A 22260-nucleotide genomic window follows, 5' to 3' on the forward strand; every position below is an offset into this window, starting at 1 on the left:
GGCCCCCGTAGGATGGACGGCATGGCCAAGACCAGTACGACGACCCAGGGGCTGCGAGCGGCGATCGAACGCAGCGGCTACTACCCGGCCCTCGTGGCCGAGGCGGTGGAGGCCGCCGTGGGCGGCGAGCCCATCCGGTCGTACCTGGTCCACCAGGAGACCACCTTCGACCAGAACGAGGTGCGCCGGCACGTGACCGTGCTGGTGCTCACCGGCAACCGCTTCATCGTCAGCCACACCGACGAGCAGGCCGCCGACGACACCTCCCCGACGCCCTACGCCACGACGTCCACGGAGTCCGTCAAGCTCGGCCGGATCTCGTCCATCGTCGTCAGTCGCGTGGTCGCCAACCCGGAGCAGTACAAGCCGGGCACCCTGCCCCGCGAGATCGTGCTGACCATCGGCTGGGGTGCCGTCTCCCGCCTCGACCTGGAGCCGGCCGCCTGCGGCGACCCGAACTGCGAGGCCGACCACGGCTACACCGGCAGCTCGACGGCCGACGACCTCAGCCTGCGCGTCAGCGAGGCCGGGGACGGCCCGGAGACGGTGCGCCAGGCGCTCGCCTTCGCGCAGGCCCTCTCCGAGGCGACCGCGGACTCCCCCCGCTGATGGCGCAGCACGCCACCTGGGACACCCACCCGGAACCGCTCCCGGTCGACTCCGCCCCCGTGCCCGAGTACGGCACCGGCTCCCTCGCCGACCTGCTGCCCACGCTGGCCGCCGGCCTCGGCGTCCCCGGCATGACCGCGGGCATCACGGAACTGACCCCCGCCGACCGGAACTGCGTGTTCCTGGTCGACGGCCTCGGCTGGGAGCAGCTGCGGGCCCACCCGGACGAAGCCCCCTTCCTGAACTCCCTGCTCGGCAGCTCACGCGGCGGCACCGGACGCCCGGTCACCGCCGGCTACCCGGCGACCACCGCCACCTCCCTCGCCTCCGTCGGCACCGGCCTGCCGCCGGGCGCCCACGGCCTGCCCGGCTACACCGTGCGCAATCCGGACACCGGCGCGCTGATGAACCAGCTGCGCTGGCAGCCGTGGACCCCGCCGGCCGCCTGGCAGCCGTACCCCACCGTCTTCGGCCTCGCCGAGCAGGCCGGCGTGCACGCCGGCCAGGTCTCCTCCCCGACCTTCGCGAACACCCCGCTGACCAAGATCGCCCTCAGCGGCGGCACCTTCCACGGCCGGCTCTCCGGCGAGGACCGCATGGACGTCGCGGCCGAGCAGCTGGCCGCCGCCGACCGCGCCCTGGTCTACACGTACTACGCGGAGGTCGACGGCGCCGGCCACCGCTACGGCGTGGACTCCGACACCTGGCGCGGCCAGCTGATGCACGTCGACCGGCTGGCCCAGCGCCTGGCCGAGCAGCTGCCGCCGCGCAGCGCCCTCTACGTCACCGCCGACCACGGCATGATCGACGTGCCCTTCGACGAGGACCACCGCATCGACTTCGACGAGGACTGGGAGCTGAAGGCGGGCGTCGCCCTCCTCGGGGGAGAGGGCCGCGCGCGGCACGTGTACGCCGTCCCCGGCGCCCACAACGACGTGCTGACCTGCTGGCGCGAGGTGCTCGGCGAGCAGTTCTGGGTGGCGTCCCGCGACGAGGCGATCGAGGCCGGCTGGTTCGGCCCCCGCATCGACGACCGGGTGTACGGCCGCATCGGCGACGTGGTCGCCGCCGCGCGTGACGACGTCCTGCTCATCGCCTCCGAGCGGGAGCCGAGGGAGTCGGCGATGGTCGGCAACCACGGTTCGATGACCCCCGCCGAGCAGCTCGTCCCCCTGCTCGAAGTGCGTTCCTGACGCCCTGCCCCCCACTCGACCCCACTGCCGAAAGGTGCTCAACCCCTCATGCCCGAGCTGGTGTTCTTCTCCGGAACGATGGACTGCGGGAAGTCGACACTGGCTCTCCAGATCGAGCACAACCGCTCGGCGCGGGGCCTGGCGGGCATCATCTTCACGCGCGACGACCGCGCGGGCGAGGGCAAGCTCTCCTCCCGCCTCGGTCTGGTCACGGACGCGGTGGAGGTGGAGGACGGACACGATCTGTACGCGCACGTCGTCGACCATCTCTCGCAGGGCGGCCGCGCGGACTACGTGATCGCGGACGAGGCGCAGTTCCTCGCGCCGGAGCAGATCGACCAGCTCGCGCGTGTGGTCGACGACCTCGAACTCGACGTGTACGCCTTCGGCATCACCACGGACTTCCGCTCCAAGCTGTTCCCCGGCTCCCAGCGGCTGGTCGAACTCGCCGACCGCGTCGAGGTGCTCCAGGTCGAGGCCCTGTGCTGGTGCGGCGCCCGCGCCACGCACAACGCCCGGACCGTAGGCGGCGTCATGGTCGTCGAGGGCGCCCAGGTGGTCGTCGGCGACGTCACCCACTCCTCCGACGAGGTCGGTTACGAGGTCCTGTGCCGACGCCACCACCGCCGCCGCATGACGGCGGCGACGGCCCACGCGGCGGCGTTGTCGCCGGACGTGCTGCCCGTCACCCCGGTCTGACACGGGGCGCGGCCCGCGGGTGGGGTTGACGCGCCGTCAGGTGGTGAGCGTCACTGTTCCGGTCTCGCTTCCACGTGATCGGAGAAGGCATGAAGCCCCGTTTCCGACGTCCCGTCCGCGCCCACCGCGCCTCCGCCGCCCTCCTCTCCGCCGCCCTGCTGGCCGCGGCGGCACCGGCGTCCGCCCTGGACGGGGACGCCCCCGGGTCCCGGGCCCCGGCGGTGCCGTTGCGGGTGGCCACCTACAACATCCACGCCGGAGCCGGCGCCGACCAGGTCTTCGACCTCGACCGCACCGCCGAGGCCGTCCGCGACCTGAGGGCCGACGTGATCGGCCTCCAGGAGGTCGACGTGCACTGGGGCGCGCGCAGCGACTTCGTCGACGAGGCCCGGGCCCTGGCCGAGAAGCTGGACATGCGGGTGTACTTCGCGCCGATCTACGACCTGGACCCGGCCGCCCCGGGCGCGGAACGCCGGCAGTACGGCGTCGCCGTGCTGAGCCGCCACCCGATCCTCGAGGCGGAGAACCACGAGATCACCCGGCTCTCCACCCAGACCTCGGAACCCGTGCCGGCCCCGGCGCCCGGCTTCGCCGAGGTGACCGTCAACGTGCGGGGCGCGCACACGCACGTCTACGTCACGCACCTCGACTACCGGGCCGACCCCTCGATCCGGGCGGCCCAGGTGGACGACATGCTCGAGGTGCTGGCCGCCGACCGCGGACCGAAGATCCTCGTCGGCGACTTCAACGCCGAACCCACGGCCCCGGAACTGGCCCCGCTGTGGCGCGAGCTGCGGGATGCCGCCCCCGGTGGCGGCGGGACGTACCCGGCCGTCGACCCGGTCAAGCGCATCGACCTGGTCACCGTCTCGCCCGACATCACCGTGGCCGGCGCCCGGGAGGTGGCGACCGGGGCGTCGGACCACCGCCCCGTGGTCACGGATCTGAAGCTGCACCGGCGCGGCCGCTGAACAACCCATCGAACAAACGATCATCGGTGGAGCGGACGAGGATATGATCTCCCCGGCAAGGCCGTAGCGCAGAGGTCGTCGCGCCCACGCATCAAGCTGGAGGACGTCGGTTCGAATCCGACCGGCCTTGCCACCCTTGTCGTGGAGAGAGTCGATTGGCGTCGGTCCGTCCCGGGCGGGCGGAGGGCGATGCCGCCCTCGGCGCGCCGGGCACCGGCGACGGACCGGTGGAGTGGTGATGACGCAGCCGACACCCGTGCGCTGCCCGGCGATCGAGCACCCGGACATCCCGATCGGCGACCCCGCCGGCCTGGACCCGCTGCTGGCCCGGCTGAGGTCGGAGCGAGCGGTGGAGACCGACGAGACCTTCCGGGTCGGCACCCTGCGTGCGGACGGCCGCGTCGACCTCTGCAAGCATGGGCTCGGAGCGGCCGGCGCCGCCCGCCTGATGCCCGTCGCCGCCACCTCGCCGCACGCCCGGCACCTCCTGCTCGGCACCAACGCCGTCGGCGACGAAGGGGCGTCGACGGTCGCCCGGGCACTCGGCGACGGCCACAACCTGCACACGCTCTACCTCGGCTGCAACCGCATCGGCCCGGAGGGCGTCGCCGCGCTCGCCGACGTGCTGTCGGCGGACGCGACCGTGCGTGCCCTGTGGCTCAAGCGCAATCCGGTGGGTGACGACGGTTCCCGCGCCCTCGCCGCGATGCTCCGCCGCAACGCCACGGTGCGCACCCTCGACCTGGTCAACACCGGCCTCACCACCACGGGGCTGCGCGCGCTGCTCGACGCCCTCACCGGCCGCCCGCGCCCGGTGGAACGCCTCTTCCTCGGCGGGAACGGCCTGGCCGCAGACGCCGCCGGGCTGCTGGCCGCGCTGATCCGCGACGCGGGCGTGCGCGAGCTGTACCTGCCCGCCAACCACCTCGGCGACGAGGGCGCCGCCGTCCTCGCGGCCGCGGCCGACCCCGGACGGCCGGTGCGGCTCGGGCTGGGCGGCAACGGGATCGGCCCCGCCGGGGCGCGCGCCCTCGCCGGCGCCCTGGACGGCATCGAGGCGCTCGACCTGGGCCGGCCGCCGTCGGAGCGGAGCCTCGGCGCCCCCGCCAACGCCACCGGTGACGAAGGCGCCCACGCCCTGGCCGCCGCCCTGCGCGGCAGCCCACTGCGCCGGCTGGAGCTGCGCCACACCGGACTCACCGGGCGGGGCGCGAAGTCCCTGCTGGCGGCCGTGCCGGACGGCTCACCGCTGGAGTACGTCGGCCTGGGCCCCGGACTGCCCCGCCGGGTGAAGCGGTCCCTGACCCAGCGCCTGCGGTCCGCCGGCGGGGCCCATCCGGACCTCAGCGCGATAGGAAGTGTCTACCGGTGAGCGCGCGCCCCGTCCTCCCGTGCTTCTCACCGGAGGAGGCGTCGAGTTGGCGGCGGATCCGCCGCTACGCGGTGCCCCGGACGATGATCGAGCGCGCGGCCGAACGCCGCTCGGCCGGCGACTGGCGCGGGGCCTGCGCGGCGGCCGGTGTCGACGTTGCCGTCGACCTGCCGGAGATCGCCGAGCACTGCGGCCACGAGGTGGCCGAGGCCCTGGCGGACGACCTGCGCCACCTGGTCCCCGACCTGCTGCGCTGGCACCTGCCCCGCATACTGGGCGGATGGACCACCCTCGACACCGGTCGCACCGTGGTCCTCGCCCGCTACCGGCCGGTGCGGGCGGCCGAAGGGCCCCGGGCCACGCCGTACCTCCACGTCACCACGCCGCCGATGCGGGAGGGCCCGCAGCGCGTCACCCTGCGCTTCGGCACGGTCCGGGACGAGAAGGCCGCGGGCGTCTTCGGCCCACGGACCGACGACTGGCGGTACGCCCGGCACCTGTGGGACGCGCGGCGCACCGGCGAACTGCGTGAGCGGTGCGGCGGCACCGACCGGCCGCCGTTCTTCCACCCCGACGCCAGGCCGCGCGGAACGGAGGAACTGCCCACGGCGGATCCCGGCTCCGGCGACGCGGCGGCACGGGCCGAATGGGCCACCCTGCTGCACCACGGGGACGGCATCCGGGCGGCCTTCGACGCGGTCGGCATCGAGGCCGACCTGACCCCACCGGACACCCGGACGCGGTACCCGGCCGACCCGGCGTGGTTGCTCCGCAGGATCGCGCTCGGCCACACCCGTCTGGAGCCCGAGGTCCGCCTGCTGACGGACGAGGGGGTGGGGGGCCGCTTCCTCATCGCCGGCGACTGGCGGATGAACATCCTGCTGGAGCCGGCGTCCCCCGGCGGTACCGGGCTGCGGCTCCGTGCCGTCGACCCGAAGGAAGCCGACGGCGTGCCCTTCCTGCCCGAGGCGCTCTGGCGCAGGCTCCCCGACCTCGACCTGCTGTGCGCCGGAGGAGTCGAGCCGGCGCATCTGCACCCCCTGGTCCGCGAGGCGCTGTTCCCGGCCCTGCGGGTTCCCGAGGGGACCGTCGGCCCGCCGGGCCCCGACGCCCCCGCGCCCGTCCGGGTCCGGTGCCGCGGCGAGTGGCACGAGGTGGGCTTCCGTGCGGGCGGCGGACTCCTCCGCATGCCGCACAGCGACGAGGAGCAGCAGCGCGAACGGGCCCTGCGCGCCTTCGGAGGCGCCGTCGCCGGGTGTTTCGCCGTCCAGCAGACCTGGTCGTCGGGAAGCGGCCGGCTGCCGAAAGCCCTGCGTGCCCAGATGCGGGACCTGTTCCTGCGCGCCCAGCACGGGGACACCGACGGTGTGCTCGAACTCCTGGACGCGGGCGTGGATCCCCGGGTGCGCGGCGCCGGCCGGCGCACGCTGCTCCACGTACTGCACCTGCTCGACCACGAGCCGCTCCTGCCCCGGCTGATCGAGGAGGGCCTCGACCTCGAGGCCCGGGACCACCGGGACCGCACACCGCTGTTCGTGGCGGTGAACGACGGCGGTTCCCGGGCCCTGGTCGAAGCGTTGCTGGCCGCCGGCGCCCGCATCGACGTGGTCGACGATGCCGAGTACTCGCTGGCCCAGGTCGTGCGCCGGTTCAAGCGTGCCGACCTGGCCTTCCTGGCGGAACGGGTACGGACGGAGCATCCGGGCCTCGGCGCCGACTGGTGGGACGAGATGATGGACAACAACGAGGACCACGACGACGAGGACGAGGACCGTTGAGCACCGCACCCGGCTCCCGCACCGCGCCGACCCCGCTGGCCGCCGCGGACGACCTCGTCGCCCGGCTGCGCACCCGGCGCACCGAACCCGGGGCCAACCCCCAACTGGAGGCACTGGCCCTGGCCGTGACGGCCAATCAGCCCGTCCTGCTGTGGGGTGAGCCGGGCATCGGCAAGTCGGCCGCCCTGGAGCAACTCGCCGCCGGACTCGGCCTCCCGCTGGAGACGGTCATCGCCAGCGTGCACGAGCCGTCGGACTTCGCCGGCCTGCCGATCGTCGGGGACGACCCGGCCGCGACCGGAGTGCCGATGGCCCCGCCCGACTGGGCGGTCCGACTCAAGCACGCCGGCCAGGGCCTGCTCTTCTTCGACGAACTGTCCTCCGCGCCACCGGCCGTGCAGGCGGCGCTGCTGCGGGTCGTCCTCGAACGCCGGGTCGGCAGCCTCGTCCTGCCCGACGCGGTGCGCATCGTCGCCGCCGCGAACCCGCCCTTCAGCGCCGCCGACGGCTGGCACCTCAGCCCGCCGCTCGCCAACCGCTTCGTCCACCTCCACTGGACCCACGACCCGGCCACGGTTGCCCGCGGCATGGCCGGCACCTGGCCGGAAGTGGCCGTTCCCCTGGTCGATCCGGGCAAGGTGCCCGGCGCCGTCGCGCGGGCCCGCGGCGCCGTCTCGGGTTTCCTCACCGCCCGCCCGGGACTGGTCCACCACATACCCGCCGACGCCGAGAGCCGCGGCCGGTCGTGGCCGTCCCCGCGGACCTGGGAGATGGCGCTGCGGCTGCTCGCCACGGGCTACGCGACCGGTGCCGGTCGCGAGGCGGTGGCCGCCGCGCTCACCGGTGCCGTCGGGGACGGCGCGGGCATCGAACTGCTGTCGTACCTGGAACACCTCGACCTGCCGGACCCCGAGCGGGTCCTCGCCGACCCCGACGCCTTCGCCCTGCCCGAGCGCGGCGACCGGCAACTGGCCTTCCTCATCGCGGTGGTGGCCGCCATCCAGAGCGAAACCACCCGGCCCCGCTGGGAGGCCGGCTGGACGGTCCTGGCCAAGGCCGTGGACGCGGGCGTACCGGACGTGGCCGCCCGGGCCGCCACCGACCTGGCGGCGATGCGCCGGCTCGACTGGCCCGTGCCCCCCGGCATCGACGGGTTCCTGGACCTGCTGCAGATGTCCGGGGCCCTGCCCGGCAGCCGGTGAGGCCCGCGGACATGACGTCGCCCGGCGGGAACCTGGACCGGACCAAGCTGCTCGCCGCCCGCTACCGGGCGGCGAACGACCGGCCCTACCTGGCGTCGGCCCTGTACGCGCTGACCGTCGTGCCCTGCCCCGACGTGCGGACGATGGGAGTGGACCGGCACTGGCGCTGCTACGTGTCACCCGCCTTCGTCGCCGCCACGCCCGTGGAGGAACTCGCCGGCGTCTGGGTGCACGAGACGGCGCACCTGCTGCGCGACCACCACGGTCGCGCCGGCCGGCTGACTGCCGCCGCACAGCGCGACCGGTACCGCGTCAACGTCGCCCAGGACTGCGAGATCAACGACGACCTCCTCGCCGACGGCCTGCGCCTGCCCGCCGGACGTGTCGAACCCCGTCTCTTCGGCCTGCCCGACGGGCAGCTGTTCGAGGCGTACCTGGACGGACTGCCCCCGCACGTCCAGGGACACGACTGCGGCTCGGGAGCCCACGGCCGTCCGGCACCCTGGGAACTCCCGGCGTCCGCCGGCCCCTCCCCCCTCGGGGAGGCCGAGGCCCGGGCGCTGCGCCGGCACACCGCCGAGGCGATGCGCGCCCACCGGCGCAGCCGAGGCACCCTGCCCGCGGGCTGGCAGCGCTGGGCGGAGGAGGTACTGGAACCCACGGTGGACTGGCGGCAGGCGCTGTCCGGCGCGGTGCGGGAGGCCGCCGCGTGGGCCGGCGGGGCCGTCGACTACACCTACCGCCGCCCGTCACGCCGCACCCCGGCGCTGCGCGGTGTCGTCCTGCCGAGCCTGCGCCGCCCGCTGCCCCGGGTGGCCGTCGTCGTCGACACCTCGGGCTCGATGGGTGACGCGGAACTCGCCGCCGCACTGGGGGAGATCACCGGCGTGCTGCGCGAGGTCGGCGTACGCGGCAACCGTGTCACCGTCCTCGCCTGCGACGCCGACGTGCACGCCGTGGCCCGGGTGACGTCCACCGAGCAGGTCGTCCTCGGCGGCGGTGGCGGCACCGACATGCGCGTCGGCATCGACGCCGCACTCGCGTCCCGTGACCGCCCGTCCATCGTGGTCGTCCTCACCGACGGCTACACCCCCTGGCCCGCCGAGACCCCGTCCTGCCGCCTGGTCGCGGCCCTGATCGGCGAGGGAGCGCCGCAGCCCCCGGACTGGGTGGAGACGGTGCGGGTCACCGCCTGACGGAGGGGCACCCCGCCGGTCACCCCGGACGCTGCAGCAGCGAGAACCGCGCCCCCTCCGGATCCGCCACCGACGCCACGCGGCCGCGGAAGGTGTCCCGGGCCGGCTCCAGGACGTGTCCGCCCAGATCGATGAGCCGCTCCAGGGACTCCCCGATCTCGGCCACTTCGAAGTACGTCGTCCAGTGCGGCCCCCGTTCGCGGGGGAGGGCGTCGCCGATGCCGTGGATGCCGGCGACGGGACGGCCGTCGAGGCGGAGGGTCACGTAGTCGAGGCCGGCGGTGGTCGCCCGTTCCACCTCGAAGCCGAACACCGTCTCGTAGAACTTGGCGACGCTCGCCGCCTCGAACGTCGTGAGCTCGTTCCACGCGGGCGTGCCCGGCTCACCGGTGACGGCCGTGCCGAGGTGCGTCGCGGCCTGCCAGACGCCGAAGACGGCGCCCGACGGGTCGGAGCCGATGGCCATGCGCCCGGCCTCGGCCGCGTCCAGCGGGCCCACGCCGACCGTGCCACCGCACGCGCGCACCGTCTCGGCCGTCTGGTTCACGTCGTCGGAAGCGAGGTACGGCGTCCAGGCGATGGGCAGTTGCCGGTCCGGGGGCAGCCGGCCGATGCCCGCCACCTCACGCCCGTCGAGCAGCGCCCGCGCGTAGGGGCCGAGCTGCTGGGGGCCGGGCCGGAACTCCCAGCCGAACAGCGCTCCGTAGAACTCCTGGGTCGCGGCCGGCCCGTGCACCATCAGGCTCACCCAGCAGGGCGTGCCGGGTGTGCGCCGGGCGTGCGTCTCGCCGCCGCGGCCGGCCGGCCCCCGTGCATCGGTCATCGTCACTCTCTTCTCGGCCCTGCGCGGGCCGTGCGTCCGCTTGCGCTCCGTCGGCCCCTCGCGCGGCCCCTCGTGCCGATGCCGCCCCGGACCCGGCCCCGCGTGCCCCGGATGTGCCCCGGAAGCCGGCCCGGCGGCCCGGGCAGTACAGCATGTGCCCGATTCCGCACGCCTCGTGATCGGTACTGTCCGGCGGGCAGAGTAGCCCGACATCGGCGCGGCGGCCACTCGGTACGCCAGGATGGGGCCATGAACGCCATCATCTCCGCATCCGAACTCGCGAGCGAACTGGCGGGCGCGAACCCGCCCGTCCTGCTCGACGTCCGCTGGCAGCTGAGCACGGCCAAGGCGGCCGGTGCGCCGCCCTTCGACGGCCGGGCCGAGTACGCGGCCGGGCACATCCCCGGTGCCGTCTTCGTCGACCTGGACCGGGAACTCGCCTCCGCGCCTGGTGCGCAGGGCCGCCATCCGCTGCCGGACGTCGCGGAGTTCGGCGCCGCGATGCGCCGCGCGGGCGTGTCGTCGGGCCGGCCGGTCGTCGTGTACGACGGCGGGCAGGGCTGGGCGGCCGCCCGCGCCTGGTGGCTGCTGCGCTGGACGGGCCACCCGGACGTGCGCGTCCTCGACGGCGGACTGGGTGCCTGGCAGGGGCCGTTGTCCGCCGACCTCCCGGTGCCCGACGAGGGCGACTTCACGCCGGCGCCGGGCGCGGTGGGGCTGCTGGACGCGGACGGGGCCGCGGCGCTGGCCCGGTCCGGGGTGCTGTTCGACGCCCGGGCGGGGGAGCGGTACCGGGGCGAGGTCGAGCCGATCGACCCGGTCGGCGGCCACATCCCGGGCGCGGTGTCGGCGCCGACGGCGGACAACGTGCTGGAGGACGGCCGGTTCCGGCCGGCCGAAGAACTCCAGGCCCGCTTCAAGACCCTGGGCGCGGCCGACGGCGGCGAGGTCGGCGTGTACTGCGGCTCGGGTGTCTCCGGCGCCCACGAGGTGCTGGCGCTGGCGGTGGCCGGCATCCCGGCGGCGCTGTACGTGGGGTCGTGGTCGGAGTGGTCCTCGGACCCGGAGCGGCCGGTGGCCGTGGGGCCGGATCCCCAGTAGCCCTCCCCGCAGACGCGTCTGGGCCGCACCCCGCGGGGTGCGGCCCAGACGCGTCTGCGGGGAAAGTCCCGCCTACTCCTGCTTCTTGCGCCGCGTGCCGAACACGATCTCGTCCCAGCTCGGCACCGCCGCGCGACGTCCCGGACGGACGCCGTCGGCCTCGGCCTGACGGTCGGTGGAGCCGGTGAGGCGGTCCCGGTGGCTGCCCACGGAGCGCGGCATCAGCACGTCCGCGTAGGCGGAACCGGCCGACGCCGCCGGGGCGGGGGGCTCCTCCACCTCGGGCTCCTCGGCGGGTTCCTCCACCGGCTCCGGCACCCGCTCGGGGACCACGAGATCGCCCCGGAAGCTCGGCACGGCCTCCAGCAGACTGGTCAGCGAGTCCCGCTCGCGTTCGCCCGACGCGGTGGCCGTGGTCTCCTCGGCCGGCTCGGACGGCTGCGCCGGCAGACTCGGCCGTTCCCGGTGCTCCCGGTCGAGGGTGCGGTCCAGCGGCCGGTCGCGCGGCAGCCGTGCGATGCGCGGGACGAACGGGAAGCTCGGCTCGTTCGCCGCGAGGTCGTCGGTCTCGCCGATCAGCGCGCGGGCCTCTTCGTCGACGGCCTGGACGAGCCGCCGGGGCGGGTCGTACGTCCAGCTCGCCGAGTGGGGTTCGCCCGCGACCAGGTAGACCAGCAGGACCTCCCAGGTGCCGTCGTCGCGGCGCCACGAGTCCCACTGCACGGTGTCCTTCTCGGCGCCGCGCAGCAGCAGCCGTTCCTGCACGGCCTCGCCGAGGGGCGGCCCGGAGTTCTCGCCGGGGCGGCGGACGGGGGTCTTGCGGGCCCGTTCCGCCATGAAGGCGCGCTCCGCGAGGACGGGGCCCTCGAAGCGTCGTACGCGATCGACGGGGATGCCGGCCATCTGGGCGACTTCCTCCGCGGTCGCACCGGCACGTATACGCGCCTGGATGTCGCGGGGGCGGAGATGGCTCTCCACCTCGATCTCGATCTGGCCGAGGCGGGGACGGTCGCCGCGTACGGCGGCCCGGAGCCGTTCGTCGATCGGAAGCGTGTACTCCGTGCTGTCCGCAGCCTTCAGCACCAGCCGTGTGCCGTCATTCGAGACGGCCACGACACGCAGTTCGGGCATGGGGACCTCCCGGGTGGTGCCTGCCGACGTCACGTGCGTCGCTGCTTCCGCTCTGTCGAGTGTGGCCTGCCCGGGTGCAGCCTGCCACAACCTTGCCGAGTTGCCCGGCGTGTCGGGCGCGGGCCCTGGATCGCCGTTATGGCACGGTTACCTGTTCGCAACGCTAAGTGACCAACTCCGTCACCCTGTGCACCCAGCCCCCTCCCGGCGGTCCTTCAGGATCCTGAACCCCCTGTCGGGAGACCGGACCCAGGGCTCGCCACAGTACTCCATTCGGGCCACCTGCGTGGATTGGCACGCCGCCCGACTTCTGACAAGAGGGGGTACTTGGCCGCCCCCGGCGCGATTTCCGCGATCTTGCACGTGGCGTACTTCACGGAATCACCAGAAACGGAACTATTGGTTTCGACCGTACGTCCCCTTCTCGTGCAGTTGATCGATCACGTACGGGAAAGGCAGGCAAGGTCCGGGGATGCGTGAAAAGCCCGAAGCCGTCGGTGAAGCGGACATGCGTACGGAGGTGGAATCCAAGCGAATCGACTTGAGCGTGCCCCAGGTCGCGGGCAGCGCCCTGGCGGCGGTGGTCGCGGCCAAGCTCGCCTCCTCCTTCGGCGTCTACGGCACGATCCTCGGCGCCGGACTGATCAGCGTCATCGCCACCTGCGGCGGCTCGGTGTTCCAGCACTTCTTCAGGCGCACCGCGGAGCAGCTGCGGACCAAGCGCGCCGCCGAGGCGGGCGTCGCGGCGGGTGCCGGACGCCCCGGCGGACGAACGGCGCCCGCTCCCGGCGAGTTCACCGAGGGCACCGTCTACCGCGCGCGGGTCACCAGCTGGAAGCGGCCGCTGGTCGCGGCGGCCCTCGTCTTCGGCGTCACCATGGGCGGGATCACCGCCTACGAGGTCGTCTCCGGCCACAACCTGAGCGGCGGGCAGAGCACGACCGTCGGCAGTGCGTTCTCCGGTCACGGCAAGTCGGCGTCGGACCCGGGGGAGTCGGGCGGCTCCGGCGGCTCCGAGGAGTCCCCGGCCCCGACCGGCTCGGCGGGCTCGCAGGACCCGGGGGATTCCGGCACCGGTGACGACGCGCCGGCGGCGACTCCGTCCGGGACCCCGAGCGGTTCCGAGGGCGCCACGTCGTCGGACGGCACCTCACCGGAGGACGGCGGTACCGGACCCGGCCAGGCGCCCACGTCGAGCGCCACCGGGAGCGACGAGTCCGGCGAGGGCGCGAGCCCGGCCCCCGACGCCTCGGCTACGACCCCAGAACCCGGCGCAAGTAGTCGTTCTGGAACCGGCGATCAGGGTCAAGACGGTCCCGCAGCGCCGTGAACTCGCCGAAGCGCGGATACACCCCGGCGAAGTACTCGGCGTCCCGGGTGTGCACCTTGCCCCAGTGCGGGCGCCCCTCGTGCGCGGTGAAGATGCGCTCGGCGGCGGTGAAGTACGCCCGGTAGGGGGTGCCCCGGAACATGTGGACGGCGATGTACGCGCTGTCGCGGCCCGAGGCGGTGGACAGCGTGATGTCGTCGGCCGGCGCCGTCCGCACCTCGACCGGGAAGCTGATCCGCAGCCCCGACCGGTCGACCATCGCCTTCAGCTCGCGCAGCGTCTCGACGACGGCCTCGCGCGGAACGGCGTACTCCATCTCTACGAACCGCACCCGGCGCGGGGAGGTGAAGACCTCGTAGGGGATGTCGGTGTACGTCCGCGCGGACAGGGCCTTGCTGGAGATCCGTGCGATCGCCGGGATGGTGGCCGGCACCGCGCGGCCGACCCAGTTGGCCGCCTGGAAGACGCCGTTGGAGAGGAACTCGTCGTCGAACCAGCCCTGGAGCCGCCCCACCGGCTGGGCCGGGCCCGCGCTGCGGTTGTTGCGCTTGGTGTTGGTGCTGCCGGTGTGCGGGAACCAGTAGAACTCGAAGTGCTCGTTCTCGGCCCACAGTTCGTCGAAGTCGGCGAGGACCCGCTCGAACGGCATCGGTTCCTCTCGGGCCGTCAGCAGGAAGACCGGCTCCACGGCGAAGGTGATCGCGGTGACGACGCCGAGGGCGCCGAGGCCGATCCGGGCGGCCGCGAAGACCTCGGGGTTCTCCTTCTCCGAGCAGGTGAGCACCGAGCCGTCGGCCGTGACCAGCTCCAGCCCCTTGATCTGGGCGGCGATCGAGGCGGAGTCGCGGCCCGTGCCGTGGGTGCCGGTGCTGGTGGCCCCGGAGACCGTCTGCTCCATGATGTCGCCCATGTTGGTGAGCGACAGGCCCTCCCGCGCGAGCGCCAGGTTCAGCCTCTTGAGCGGGGTGCCGGCCTCCACCGTCACCGTCATGGCAGCGCGGTCGATGCGACGGATGCCGGTCAGCAGGTGAGGGCGGATCAACACCCCGTCCGTCGCGGCTATGGACGTGAAGGAATGCCCGGTGCCGACCGCCTTGACCCGCAGCCCGTCCTCGGCGGCCCGACGTACGGCCTCCGCCAGTTCGTCGACGGACGCCGGAGCGACCTCCCGCGCGGGACGCGCGGAGACGTTGCCGCCCCAGTTACGCCATGTGCGGTTCTTCCCGCTCGTCTTCCCGCTCGCCGTGCGTGTGCTGCTCAACGGTCCCTCCCCGACGCGGAGCCGGCCGCTTGAGCCGGCGGTACCCGAGGAAACCGACCGCGACCGCCACGGCCCCGGCCACCGCCGGAACCCCGTACCCGGCACGCGCCCCGGCCGCGTCGATCACCCAGCCGCCCGCGGACGAACCGAGCGCGACCCCGACCGCGAGCCCGGTGCTCACCCAGGTCATGCCCTCGGTGAGCTGCGCGCGTGGTACGTGCTCTTCGATGAGGGACATGGTCGTGATCATCGTGGGAGCGATGGACAGACCCGCAACGAACAGCGCCGCGGCCAGAAACGGCAGGTTTCCGACCAGTAGGAGGGGGATCATACTCACGGCCATCGCACAGACGCCCAGCAGCCAGCGGCGCTCGGGCGGTCCGGCGAAGCGCAGCAGACCGAAGATCATGGCGGCCGTGCAGGAGCCCGCCGCGTACAGGGCGAGCACCACACTGGCGGCGGCCTTGTGCCCCTCCTCCTCGGCGAAGGCCACGGTGACCACGTCGACGGCCCCGAAGATCGTCCCCGTCGCCGCGAACGTGGCGACCAGGACCTGCAGCCCCCGGGAGCTCAGCGCGGTGCCGCCGCGGCCCTTGTGCTCGCGCGGATGCGGCACGGGCTCGGTGGCGCGCTGGGCGGTCAGCCAGAAGACACCGGCCGCCAGGAAGCAGGCGGCCAGCAGCGGACCGGCCTCCGGGAACCACGCCGTGGACAGACCGATGGAGATGATCGGCCCGAAGATGAAGCAGACCTCGTCCACCACGGACTCGAAGGAGTACGCGGTGTGCAGCTGCGGGGTGCCCCGGTAGATGGCCGCCCAGCGGGCGCGGACCATCGCGCCGAGGCTCGGCACGCAGCCGATGCCCACGCAGGCCGCGAACAGCACCCAGTCCGGCCAGCCGTAGTGCGCGGCCGGCAGCAGCACCGCCGCCGCGGTGAGCGACACCAGCGTGGCCGGACGCAGCACGCGCCGCTGGCCGTACCGGTCCACCAGCCGCGAGACCTGCGGTCCGGCCACGGCGGCGGCGAGCGCGATGGTGGCCGACAGCCCGCCGGCCAGTCCGTACCGGCCGGTGAGCTGGGAGATCATCGTGACCACGCCGATGCCCATCATCGACAGCGGCATCCGGCCGAGGAAGCCCGCGAAAGAAAAGCCCTTGCTGCCGGGGGCGGCGAACAGGGCGCGGTAGGGGCTGGGCAACGAGGTCTCCGGTAACGGCTCAGTAAGGTGCGATCGCAGTCGATACAGCTTACGCGCGGAGGCGCCCCGAAAGAACCCCCACGGACGCACCGCAGCCACCCACCGATGTCCTGTGTCAGTGCCGGGTGGCAGGATCGAGACATGCCAGACGTGCTCGATGCCAGCCCTTACGACGCCCTGCTCCTGCTCTCGTTCGGCGGCCCGGAGGGCCCGGACGACGTGGTCCCGTTCCTGGAGAACGTGACACGCGGGCGCGGCATCCCCAAGGAACGCCTCAAGGAAGTCGGACAGCACTACTTCCTCTTCGGCGGGGTCAGTCCCATCAACGACCAGAACCGCGCCCTGCTGGACGCGCTCCGCAAGGACTTCGCCGAGCACGGCCTGGACCTGCCGGTCTACTGGGGCAACCGCAACTGGGCGCCGTACCTGACGGACACCCTGCGCGAGATGGTCCGCGACGGCCGCCGCCGCATCCTCGTCCTCGCCACCAGCGCCTACGCCTCGTACTCGGGCTGCCGTCAGTACCGCGAGAACCTCGCGGACGCGCTCGCCGCCCTGGAGGCCGAGGGCCTCGAGCCGCCGAAGATCGACAAGCTGCGGCACTACTTCAACCACCCCGGCTTCGTCGAGCCCATGGTCGACGGAGTCGTCCGGTCCCTCGCCGGCCTCCCCGAGGACGTCCGGGACGGAGCGCACATCGCGTTCTCGACCCACTCGATCCCCACCGCCGCGTCCGACACCTCCGGCCCCGTCGAGGAGCACGGCGACGGCGGTGCCTACGTCCGTCAGCACCTGGACGTGGCGCGGCTGATCGCCGACGCGGTCCGGGAGCGCACCGGCGTCGACCACCCCTGGCAGCTCGTCTACCAGTCGCGCTCCGGCGCCCCGCACATCCCGTGGCTGGAGCCCGACATCTGTGACCACCTGGAGGAGCGCCACGCGGCCGGCGTCCCCGCCGTGGTGATGGCCCCCATCGGCTTCGTCTCCGACCACATGGAGGTCCTGTACGACCTCGACACGGAGGCCACGGCGAAGGCCGGGGAGCTGGGGCTGCCGGTGCGCCGTTCGGCCACCGTCGGCGCCGACCCGCGGTTCGCCGCCGCGGTCCGCGACCTCGTCCTGGAGCGGGCGTCCGTCGAGCGCGGCCAGGAGGTCACGCCGTGCGCCCTGGGCGCGCTCGGCCCGAGCCACAACCTGTGCCCCGTCGGCTGCTGCCCCGCCCGCGCCCCCCGGCCCGCCGCCGCGGGCGCCGACAGCCCCTACGCCTGAGGAGCCCCGTGACCGACGTGACGACCGACCCCCTCCACACGGAGCTGCTGAAGATCGCCCAGGAGGCCGCTCACCGGGCGGGCGAACTGCTGCGCGACGGCCGCCCGGCCGACCTCGGGGTCGCGGCCACCAAGTCGAGCCCGATCGACGTGGTGACCGAGATGGACATCGCCGCCGAGAAGCTGATCACCGGCCTGATCGCCGACCGCCGGCCCGACGACGGCTTCCTCGGTGAGGAGGGCGCCGCCGTCGAGGGCACCAGCGGCGTCCGCTGGGTGATCGACCCGCTCGACGGCACGGTCAACTACCTGTACGGACTGCCCACCTGGGCGGTCTCCATCGCCGCAGAACAGGGCGGCGAGCGGGTCGCCGGGGTGGTCGTGGCCCCGATGCGGGGCGAGACGTACTGGGCGATCCGGGGCGGCGGGGCCTGGGCGACGGGGGCCTGGGCCGGCGAACGGCGGCTCGCCTGCCGGCCGGCGGCACCGCTGGACCAGGCGCTGGTGTCCACCGGCTTCAACTACGTCGCCGAGGTCCGCGCCGAGCAGGCCGAGATCGCGCGGCGGCTGATTCCCCTCGTCCGGGACATCCGGCGCGGCGGCTCGGCCGCGATCGACCTGTGCGACGTGGCCGCGGGCTGCCTCGACGGCTACTACGAACGCGGACTGCACCCCTGGGACCTCGCGGCGGGCGACCTGATCGCCCGGGAGGCGGGCGCCGTGACCGGTGGGCGCCCCGGGGAACGCCCGTCACGGGATCTGACGATCGCGGCCACCCCCGACGTCTTCCAGCCCCTCCAGCGGCTCCTGGTGGACTTCGGCGCCTGACCCGGCCGTCGTCCCGCGACGTCTCCCGACGGCACGACACGACGGGGCCCCGGCGCTGGATCCCGCCGGGGCCCCGTCGCTCTCGCGGGCCGATCAGACGCCGGTCGCCCCGACCTCCACACCGTGCTCGGCGGCGAGGCGGCGCAGATCGTCGAGCTCACCCAGCTCGACCTCGACGAGGAACTCGTCGCCCTCGTCGCGGGCCCGGGACAGGTCGGACTCGGTCGTCTGTATGCGCTGCAGAAGTCCTGCGGTGAAAGCGTCCATGCTGCGCCCCCTCGTCCTGGGTCGTGGGTCGGTGGCACGGGGGTGTGCCGATTCGGAAGGGGCGATCACGTCTCCGGTGGAGTGCCCAGCGCTGCCCGGCTGGGCGGCGACGGTGCCGGACACCCACGCCCGCTCTGCGGAAGCGGACCGCGTCGCACCGCGTGGCGTGCGGTACAGGCAGAGCGTGATCGCGGGGTGTAAAGCCGTCCTCCCCCAGCTCCCTTCCGCGGAAACCTCAACCGCACGAGAAAATCCCGCATTCCCGGTCCGGCGATCCTTTCCGGACGACCGTTTTCCGCCCGGCCGCGTCCGGTCGGCCGCCACCGGCCGACCTCACCGGTCCCTCCCCCGCCTTACAGCCGACTTATGACCGAAAAGGGCAGGATGGAGGCCAACACACCCACGAGCCCCCCTGCCCGCGTGCGTCCGAGCGGCGCTACGCGGGTGGACACAGGAAGGACAAGCGACGTGCGCGTACTCGTCGTCGAGGACGAGCAGCTGCTCGCCGATGCGGTGGCCACCGGACTGCGCCGGGAGGCCATGGCCGTCGACGTCGTGTACGACGGTGCGGCCGCCCTGGAGCGCATCGGCGTCAACGACTACGACGTGGTCGTCCTCGACCGCGACCTCCCCCTCGTGCACGGCGACGACGTCTGCCGCAAGATCGTCGAACTCGGCATGCCCACCCGCGTGCTGATGCTCACGGCCTCCGGCGACGTCAGCGACCGGGTCGAGGGCCTGGAGATCGGCGCCGACGACTACCTGCCCAAGCCCTTCGCCTTCAGCGAGCTCATCGCGCGCGTGCGCGCGCTGGGCCGGCGCACCAGCGTGCCGCTGCCGCCCGTGCTGGAGCGCGCCGGGATCAAGCTCGACCCCAACCGCCGCGAGGTCTTCCGCGACGGCAAGGAGGTCCAGCTCGCCCCCAAGGAGTTCGCCGTGCTGGAGGTGCTCATGCGCAGCGAGGGCGCGGTCGTCTCCGCGGAGCAGCTGCTGGAGAAGGCGTGGGACGAGAACACCGACCCGTTCACCAACGTCGTGCGCGTGACCGTGATGACCCTGCGCCGCAAGCTGGGCGAGCCGCCCGTCATCGTCACCGTGCCCGGCTCCGGCTACCGGATCTGATCGACCGTGGCGACGACACCCGCGCCCCCCGGGGCGCCTCCGAAGCCCACCTGGGACCCCCGCCCGGCGACCCCCCTGCCGTGGCTGCGCCCCACCATCCGGATAAGGCTCACGCTGCTCTACGGCGGCATGTTCCTGATCGCGGGCATCCTGCTGCTGTCGATCATCTACCTGCTGGCGGCGCAGGCGCTGAACACGGGCAACGAACCGCTGTTCAAGATCGTCGGCGGCACCGACATCAAGGTCGCCAGCGACAAGTGCCCGGTCGTGAACAACGCGAACAACCTCTCGCTGTCCACGTTCAACGCGGCGATCAGCGAGTGCATCGACCATCAGCGCCAGGTCGCCCTGGACAACCTGCTCAGCCGCTCGCTGCTGGCCCTGCTCGGTCTCGCCGTGATCGCCTTCGCCTTCGGCTACGCCATGGCCGGCCGGGTCCTGTCGCCGCTGGGCCGGATCACCCGCACCGCGCGCGCCGTGGCCGGTTCCGACCTGTCCCGGCGCATCGAGCTGGACGGTCCGGACGACGAGCTCAAGGAGCTGGCGGACACCTTCGACGACATGCTGGAGCGACTGCAGCGCGCCTTCACGGCCCAGCAGCGTTTCGTCGGCAACGCCTCGCACGAGCTGCGCACCCCCCTCGCGATCAACCGCACCCTGCTGGAAGTACACCTGTCCGATCCGAACGCCCCGGTGGAGCTCCAGCAGCTCGGCAAGACGCTGCTGGCCACCAACGAGCGCAGCGAGCAGCTCGTCGAGGGCCTGCTGCTGCTCGCCCGCAGCGACAACCAGATCGTCGAGCGCAAGCCCGTGGACCTCGCCGAGGTAGCAGGGCAGGCCATCGACCAGGTGCACGCCGAGGCGGAGGCCAAGGGCGTACGGATCAAGGGCGAGCGCGAGCCCGCGGTGGTCCAGGGCAACGGCGTGCTGCTGGAGCGGATCGCCCTGAACCTGGTGCAGAACGCCGTGCGCTACAACGTGGCCGAACAGGGCTGGGTGGAGGTCACCACGGCGGTGGAGAACGGCCAGGCGGTCCTGGTGGTCACCAACACGGGCCCGGTCGTGCCGGCGTACGAGATCGACAACCTCTTCGAGCCGTTCCGGCGGCTGCGCACCGAGCGCACGGGCAGCGACAAGGGGGTCGGCCTCGGCCTGTCCATCGCACGGTCGGTGGCCAGGGCGCACGGCGGCCACATCTACGCGCAGCCGCGCGAGGGCGGAGGGCTCGTGATGCGTGTCACGCTTCCGATCTGAGATCATGACCCCGACATCTCGCAGGGGCCCGGGGATGTTCGCTTTGAGCGGAATTTCCAGGTCATCGTCCAGAGGTCGGCGTGTGTGATCGATCACAGCGACGGCTTTCCCGCCCTCTACTCTCCGTGATCATGCACCCTGTCGGAAGGCCGGGAAAATCCTGGTTTTCAGGGGTCCTGATCACGGGAAGTACACGGTGAGACGCCTTTGAAGTGCGGCATTCGGACCGTGTACGGTCCCCATCGCCATCCAAGCCGATCACTCTTGAGGAGTGCGGTTGGGTGTCGATTGAGTAACAGACCTTGATGTGAGGCAAAATCTCCGCCTCGGGTCGGGCACAAGTCCGGCCTCTCACGCGTTACGTGCGCTGGAGACACCCGCAGACACCCAGAGGGGGAGAGCGACCATGGCCACCGATTACGACACTCCACGCAAGACCGACGACGACGTCGACTCGGACAGCCTTGAAGAGCTGAAGGCCCGGCGGAACGACAAGTCCGCCTCGGCCGTCGACGTCGACGAGTTCGAAGCCGCAGAGGGCCTCGAGCTTCCCGGCGCAGACCTTTCCAACGAGGAACTGGCCGTCCGTGTACTGCCGAAGCAGCAGGACGAGTTCACCTGCATGAGCTGCTTCCTGGTGCACCACCGCAGCCAGCTGGCCCGGGAGAAGAACGGCCAGCCGATCTGCCGCGACTGCGACTGAGGCGGGGTCGGCCGTGACCGGCTCGACCCCTCCCTGGAAGCGCCGCTTCTCCAAGCGAGGAGCGGACCAAGGGCCGTCCGACGGCCCGCAGCACGCGCGTGACGACGAGCGGGGCCCGACCGATACGGGGACGGCCTCGCTCGAACCGGCAGGCGACCGGGGTGACCTCCCGGCGACCGTCCAGGCACCGGCGCCCGCTGCCCGGCGCCGGGCAGCGGCGTTCCGGGACAGGGCGGGACAGGGCGTCCGCAAGAGCGGCGACCGTGCCAGGGCCGCCCTGGCGCACCTCGCCGACCGGGTCATCGACCTGGCCCCGCGCGTTCCCGTGCGGGACCTGGCGACGCTGCGCAGGCAGTTCCCCGGGCTCGGACCCGAGGAACTCGCCGACCGGCTCGTGGCCGGCGCCGCCCGGGGCACCGCCACCGTCGGCGCGGGAATCGGCGCGGCGGCGATGCTCCCCGTACCGCCCGCGATGCCCACCGAACTGGCCGCCGAGGTCACCGGCGTGGCGGCGATCGAGCTGAAGCTGATCGCCGAACTCCACGAGGTCTACGGCGTACGCCCGCCCGGCACCCTGACGCAGCGCAGCACCGCGTACCTGAACTCCTGGTCCGACGAGCGCGGCGTCGAGATGACCAAGCCGGCCACCCTCGGCACGGCGATGAACAGCCACATGAAGCGCCAGCTGCGCCAGCAGATCATGAAGCGCCTGGTGCGCGACCTGCCCAATCTGATGCCGTTCATGGTGGGCGCGGCCGTGGGCGCCGTCATGAACCGGCGCGACACCAGAAAGCTGGCCGACCGCATCCGCGCGGACCTGCGCAGGAGGCAGGTGCCGTGGGACGCCCTCGAGGCGCTTCCCGCCCTGGAGAGCCCCGAGGACGCCCTCGACATGGGCGCCCTCGGAAGCGAGCTCGGGCGCCGGCCCCGAAGAGACCGGCACTGACCCCC

At 73.3% G+C, this 22260-nt stretch carries 21 protein-coding genes and 1 pseudogene; 17 read left to right on the forward strand and 5 right to left on the reverse strand.

Features of this window, described 5'->3' with window-relative positions; translation table 11 throughout:
* Positions 1-21: 21 nt before the first annotated feature.
* The 9 genes and pseudogenes from IEZ05_RS21615 to IEZ05_RS21655 all read left to right on the forward strand — a co-directional run bounded on the left by IEZ05_RS21615 (position 22) and on the right by IEZ05_RS21655 (position 9020).
* Entirely contained in the window at positions 22-609 is a 588-nt protein-coding gene (locus tag IEZ05_RS21615; protein WP_189231843.1) for a DUF5998 family protein, read from the forward strand.
* On the forward strand, positions 609-1802 hold the full coding sequence (locus IEZ05_RS21620; protein WP_189231844.1) for an alkaline phosphatase family protein: 1194 nt from the start codon (positions 609-611) through the stop codon (positions 1800-1802). The genes IEZ05_RS21615 and IEZ05_RS21620 overlap by 1 nt, the downstream gene beginning before the upstream one ends.
* 48 nt (positions 1803-1850) lie before the next feature.
* On the forward strand, positions 1851-2501 hold the full coding sequence (locus tag IEZ05_RS21625) for a thymidine kinase (protein ID WP_189231845.1): 651 nt from the start codon (positions 1851-1853) through the stop codon (positions 2499-2501).
* An 89-nt stretch (positions 2502-2590) separates the two neighbouring features.
* Complete coding sequence (locus tag IEZ05_RS21630) at positions 2591-3472, forward strand: endonuclease/exonuclease/phosphatase family protein (RefSeq protein ID WP_189231846.1); 882 nt, start codon at positions 2591-2593, stop codon at positions 3470-3472.
* A 57-nt stretch (positions 3473-3529) separates the two neighbouring features.
* Positions 3530-3605, forward strand: a pseudogene (locus IEZ05_RS21635).
* Positions 3606-3710: 105 nt separating this feature from the next.
* Entirely contained in the window at positions 3711-4844 is a 1134-nt protein-coding gene (locus IEZ05_RS21640) for a leucine-rich repeat domain-containing protein (RefSeq protein ID WP_189231847.1), read from the forward strand.
* Entirely contained in the window at positions 4841-6622 is a 1782-nt protein-coding gene (locus IEZ05_RS21645) for an ankyrin repeat domain-containing protein (RefSeq protein ID WP_189231848.1), read from the forward strand. The genes IEZ05_RS21640 and IEZ05_RS21645 overlap by 4 nt, the downstream gene beginning before the upstream one ends.
* Positions 6619-7824: an AAA family ATPase gene (locus IEZ05_RS21650; protein WP_189231849.1), complete on the forward strand. Its 1206-nt coding sequence runs from the start codon at positions 6619-6621 to the stop codon at positions 7822-7824. The genes IEZ05_RS21645 and IEZ05_RS21650 overlap by 4 nt, the downstream gene beginning before the upstream one ends.
* Before the next feature lie 11 nt (positions 7825-7835).
* Positions 7836-9020, forward strand: a complete 1185-nt coding sequence (locus tag IEZ05_RS21655; protein ID WP_189231850.1) for a vWA domain-containing protein — start codon at positions 7836-7838, stop codon at positions 9018-9020.
* A gap of 19 nt (positions 9021-9039) precedes the next feature.
* On the opposite strand, the gene IEZ05_RS21660 is transcribed toward IEZ05_RS21655, so the two are convergent.
* Positions 9040-9843 carry a VOC family protein gene (locus IEZ05_RS21660; RefSeq protein ID WP_189231851.1) on the reverse strand — a complete coding sequence of 268 codons (804 nt, stop codon included), beginning with the start codon at positions 9841-9843 and terminating at the stop codon, positions 9040-9042.
* A 249-nt stretch (positions 9844-10092) separates the two neighbouring features.
* Between IEZ05_RS21660 and IEZ05_RS21665 the strand changes: the two genes are divergently transcribed.
* The gene (locus tag IEZ05_RS21665) at positions 10093-10944 is read left to right on the forward strand and encodes a sulfurtransferase (protein ID WP_189231852.1); all 852 of its coding nucleotides are present in this window, start codon (positions 10093-10095) and stop codon (positions 10942-10944) included.
* A gap of 72 nt (positions 10945-11016) precedes the next feature.
* Here the strand turns inward: IEZ05_RS21665 and sepH are convergent, their stop codons facing one another.
* Positions 11017-12075 carry a septation protein SepH gene (gene sepH / locus IEZ05_RS21670; protein ID WP_189231853.1) on the reverse strand — a complete coding sequence of 353 codons (1059 nt, stop codon included), beginning with the start codon at positions 12073-12075 and terminating at the stop codon, positions 11017-11019.
* Positions 12076-12547: 472 nt separating this feature from the next.
* On the opposite strand from sepH, the gene IEZ05_RS21675 reads away from it, so the two are divergent.
* Positions 12548-13405 (forward strand): hypothetical protein, encoded by an 858-nt coding sequence (locus IEZ05_RS21675; protein ID WP_189231854.1) that lies wholly within the window; start codon positions 12548-12550, stop codon positions 13403-13405.
* Here the strand turns inward: IEZ05_RS21675 and IEZ05_RS21680 are convergent.
* Positions 13329-14666, reverse strand: a complete 1338-nt coding sequence (locus tag IEZ05_RS21680) for a D-arabinono-1,4-lactone oxidase (RefSeq protein WP_189231855.1) — start codon at positions 14664-14666, stop codon at positions 13329-13331. The genes IEZ05_RS21675 and IEZ05_RS21680 overlap by 77 nt on opposite strands.
* Positions 14608-15867 (reverse strand): MFS transporter, encoded by a 1260-nt coding sequence (locus tag IEZ05_RS21685; protein WP_189231856.1) that lies wholly within the window; start codon positions 15865-15867, stop codon positions 14608-14610. The genes IEZ05_RS21680 and IEZ05_RS21685 overlap by 59 nt, the downstream gene beginning before the upstream one ends.
* 141 nt (positions 15868-16008) lie before the next feature.
* Between IEZ05_RS21685 and IEZ05_RS21690 the strand changes: the two genes are divergently transcribed.
* Positions 16009-17136 (forward strand): ferrochelatase, encoded by a 1128-nt coding sequence (locus IEZ05_RS21690; RefSeq protein ID WP_189231857.1) that lies wholly within the window; start codon positions 16009-16011, stop codon positions 17134-17136.
* Between the two features lie 8 nt (positions 17137-17144).
* Positions 17145-17963 carry an inositol monophosphatase family protein gene (locus IEZ05_RS21695; protein WP_189231858.1) on the forward strand — a complete coding sequence of 273 codons (819 nt, stop codon included), beginning with the start codon at positions 17145-17147 and terminating at the stop codon, positions 17961-17963.
* Between the two features lie 93 nt (positions 17964-18056).
* Here the strand turns inward: IEZ05_RS21695 and IEZ05_RS21700 are convergent, their stop codons facing one another.
* Entirely contained in the window at positions 18057-18230 is a 174-nt protein-coding gene (locus IEZ05_RS21700; RefSeq protein ID WP_189231859.1) for a hypothetical protein, read from the reverse strand.
* Between the two features lie 468 nt (positions 18231-18698).
* Between IEZ05_RS21700 and IEZ05_RS21705 the strand changes: the two genes are divergently transcribed.
* The 4 genes from IEZ05_RS21705 to IEZ05_RS21720 all read left to right on the forward strand — a co-directional run bounded on the left by IEZ05_RS21705 (position 18699) and on the right by IEZ05_RS21720 (position 22255).
* On the forward strand, positions 18699-19352 hold the full coding sequence (locus IEZ05_RS21705; RefSeq protein ID WP_003993508.1) for a response regulator transcription factor: 654 nt from the start codon (positions 18699-18701) through the stop codon (positions 19350-19352).
* Positions 19353-19358: 6 nt separating this feature from the next.
* Positions 19359-20606: a sensor histidine kinase gene (locus IEZ05_RS21710; RefSeq protein ID WP_189231860.1), complete on the forward strand. Its 1248-nt coding sequence runs from the start codon at positions 19359-19361 to the stop codon at positions 20604-20606.
* Positions 20607-21012: 406 nt separating this feature from the next.
* Positions 21013-21309: a DUF4193 domain-containing protein gene (locus IEZ05_RS21715; RefSeq protein ID WP_003993510.1), complete on the forward strand. Its 297-nt coding sequence runs from the start codon at positions 21013-21015 to the stop codon at positions 21307-21309.
* A 13-nt stretch (positions 21310-21322) separates the two neighbouring features.
* Entirely contained in the window at positions 21323-22255 is a 933-nt protein-coding gene (locus IEZ05_RS21720) for a hypothetical protein (RefSeq protein ID WP_189231861.1), read from the forward strand.
* Positions 22256-22260: the final 5 nt, after the last annotated feature.

The sequence above is a fragment of the Streptomyces flaveolus genome, from assembly GCF_014648815.1.
GTDB classification, from domain to species: domain Bacteria; phylum Actinomycetota; class Actinomycetes; order Streptomycetales; family Streptomycetaceae; genus Streptomyces; species Streptomyces flaveolus.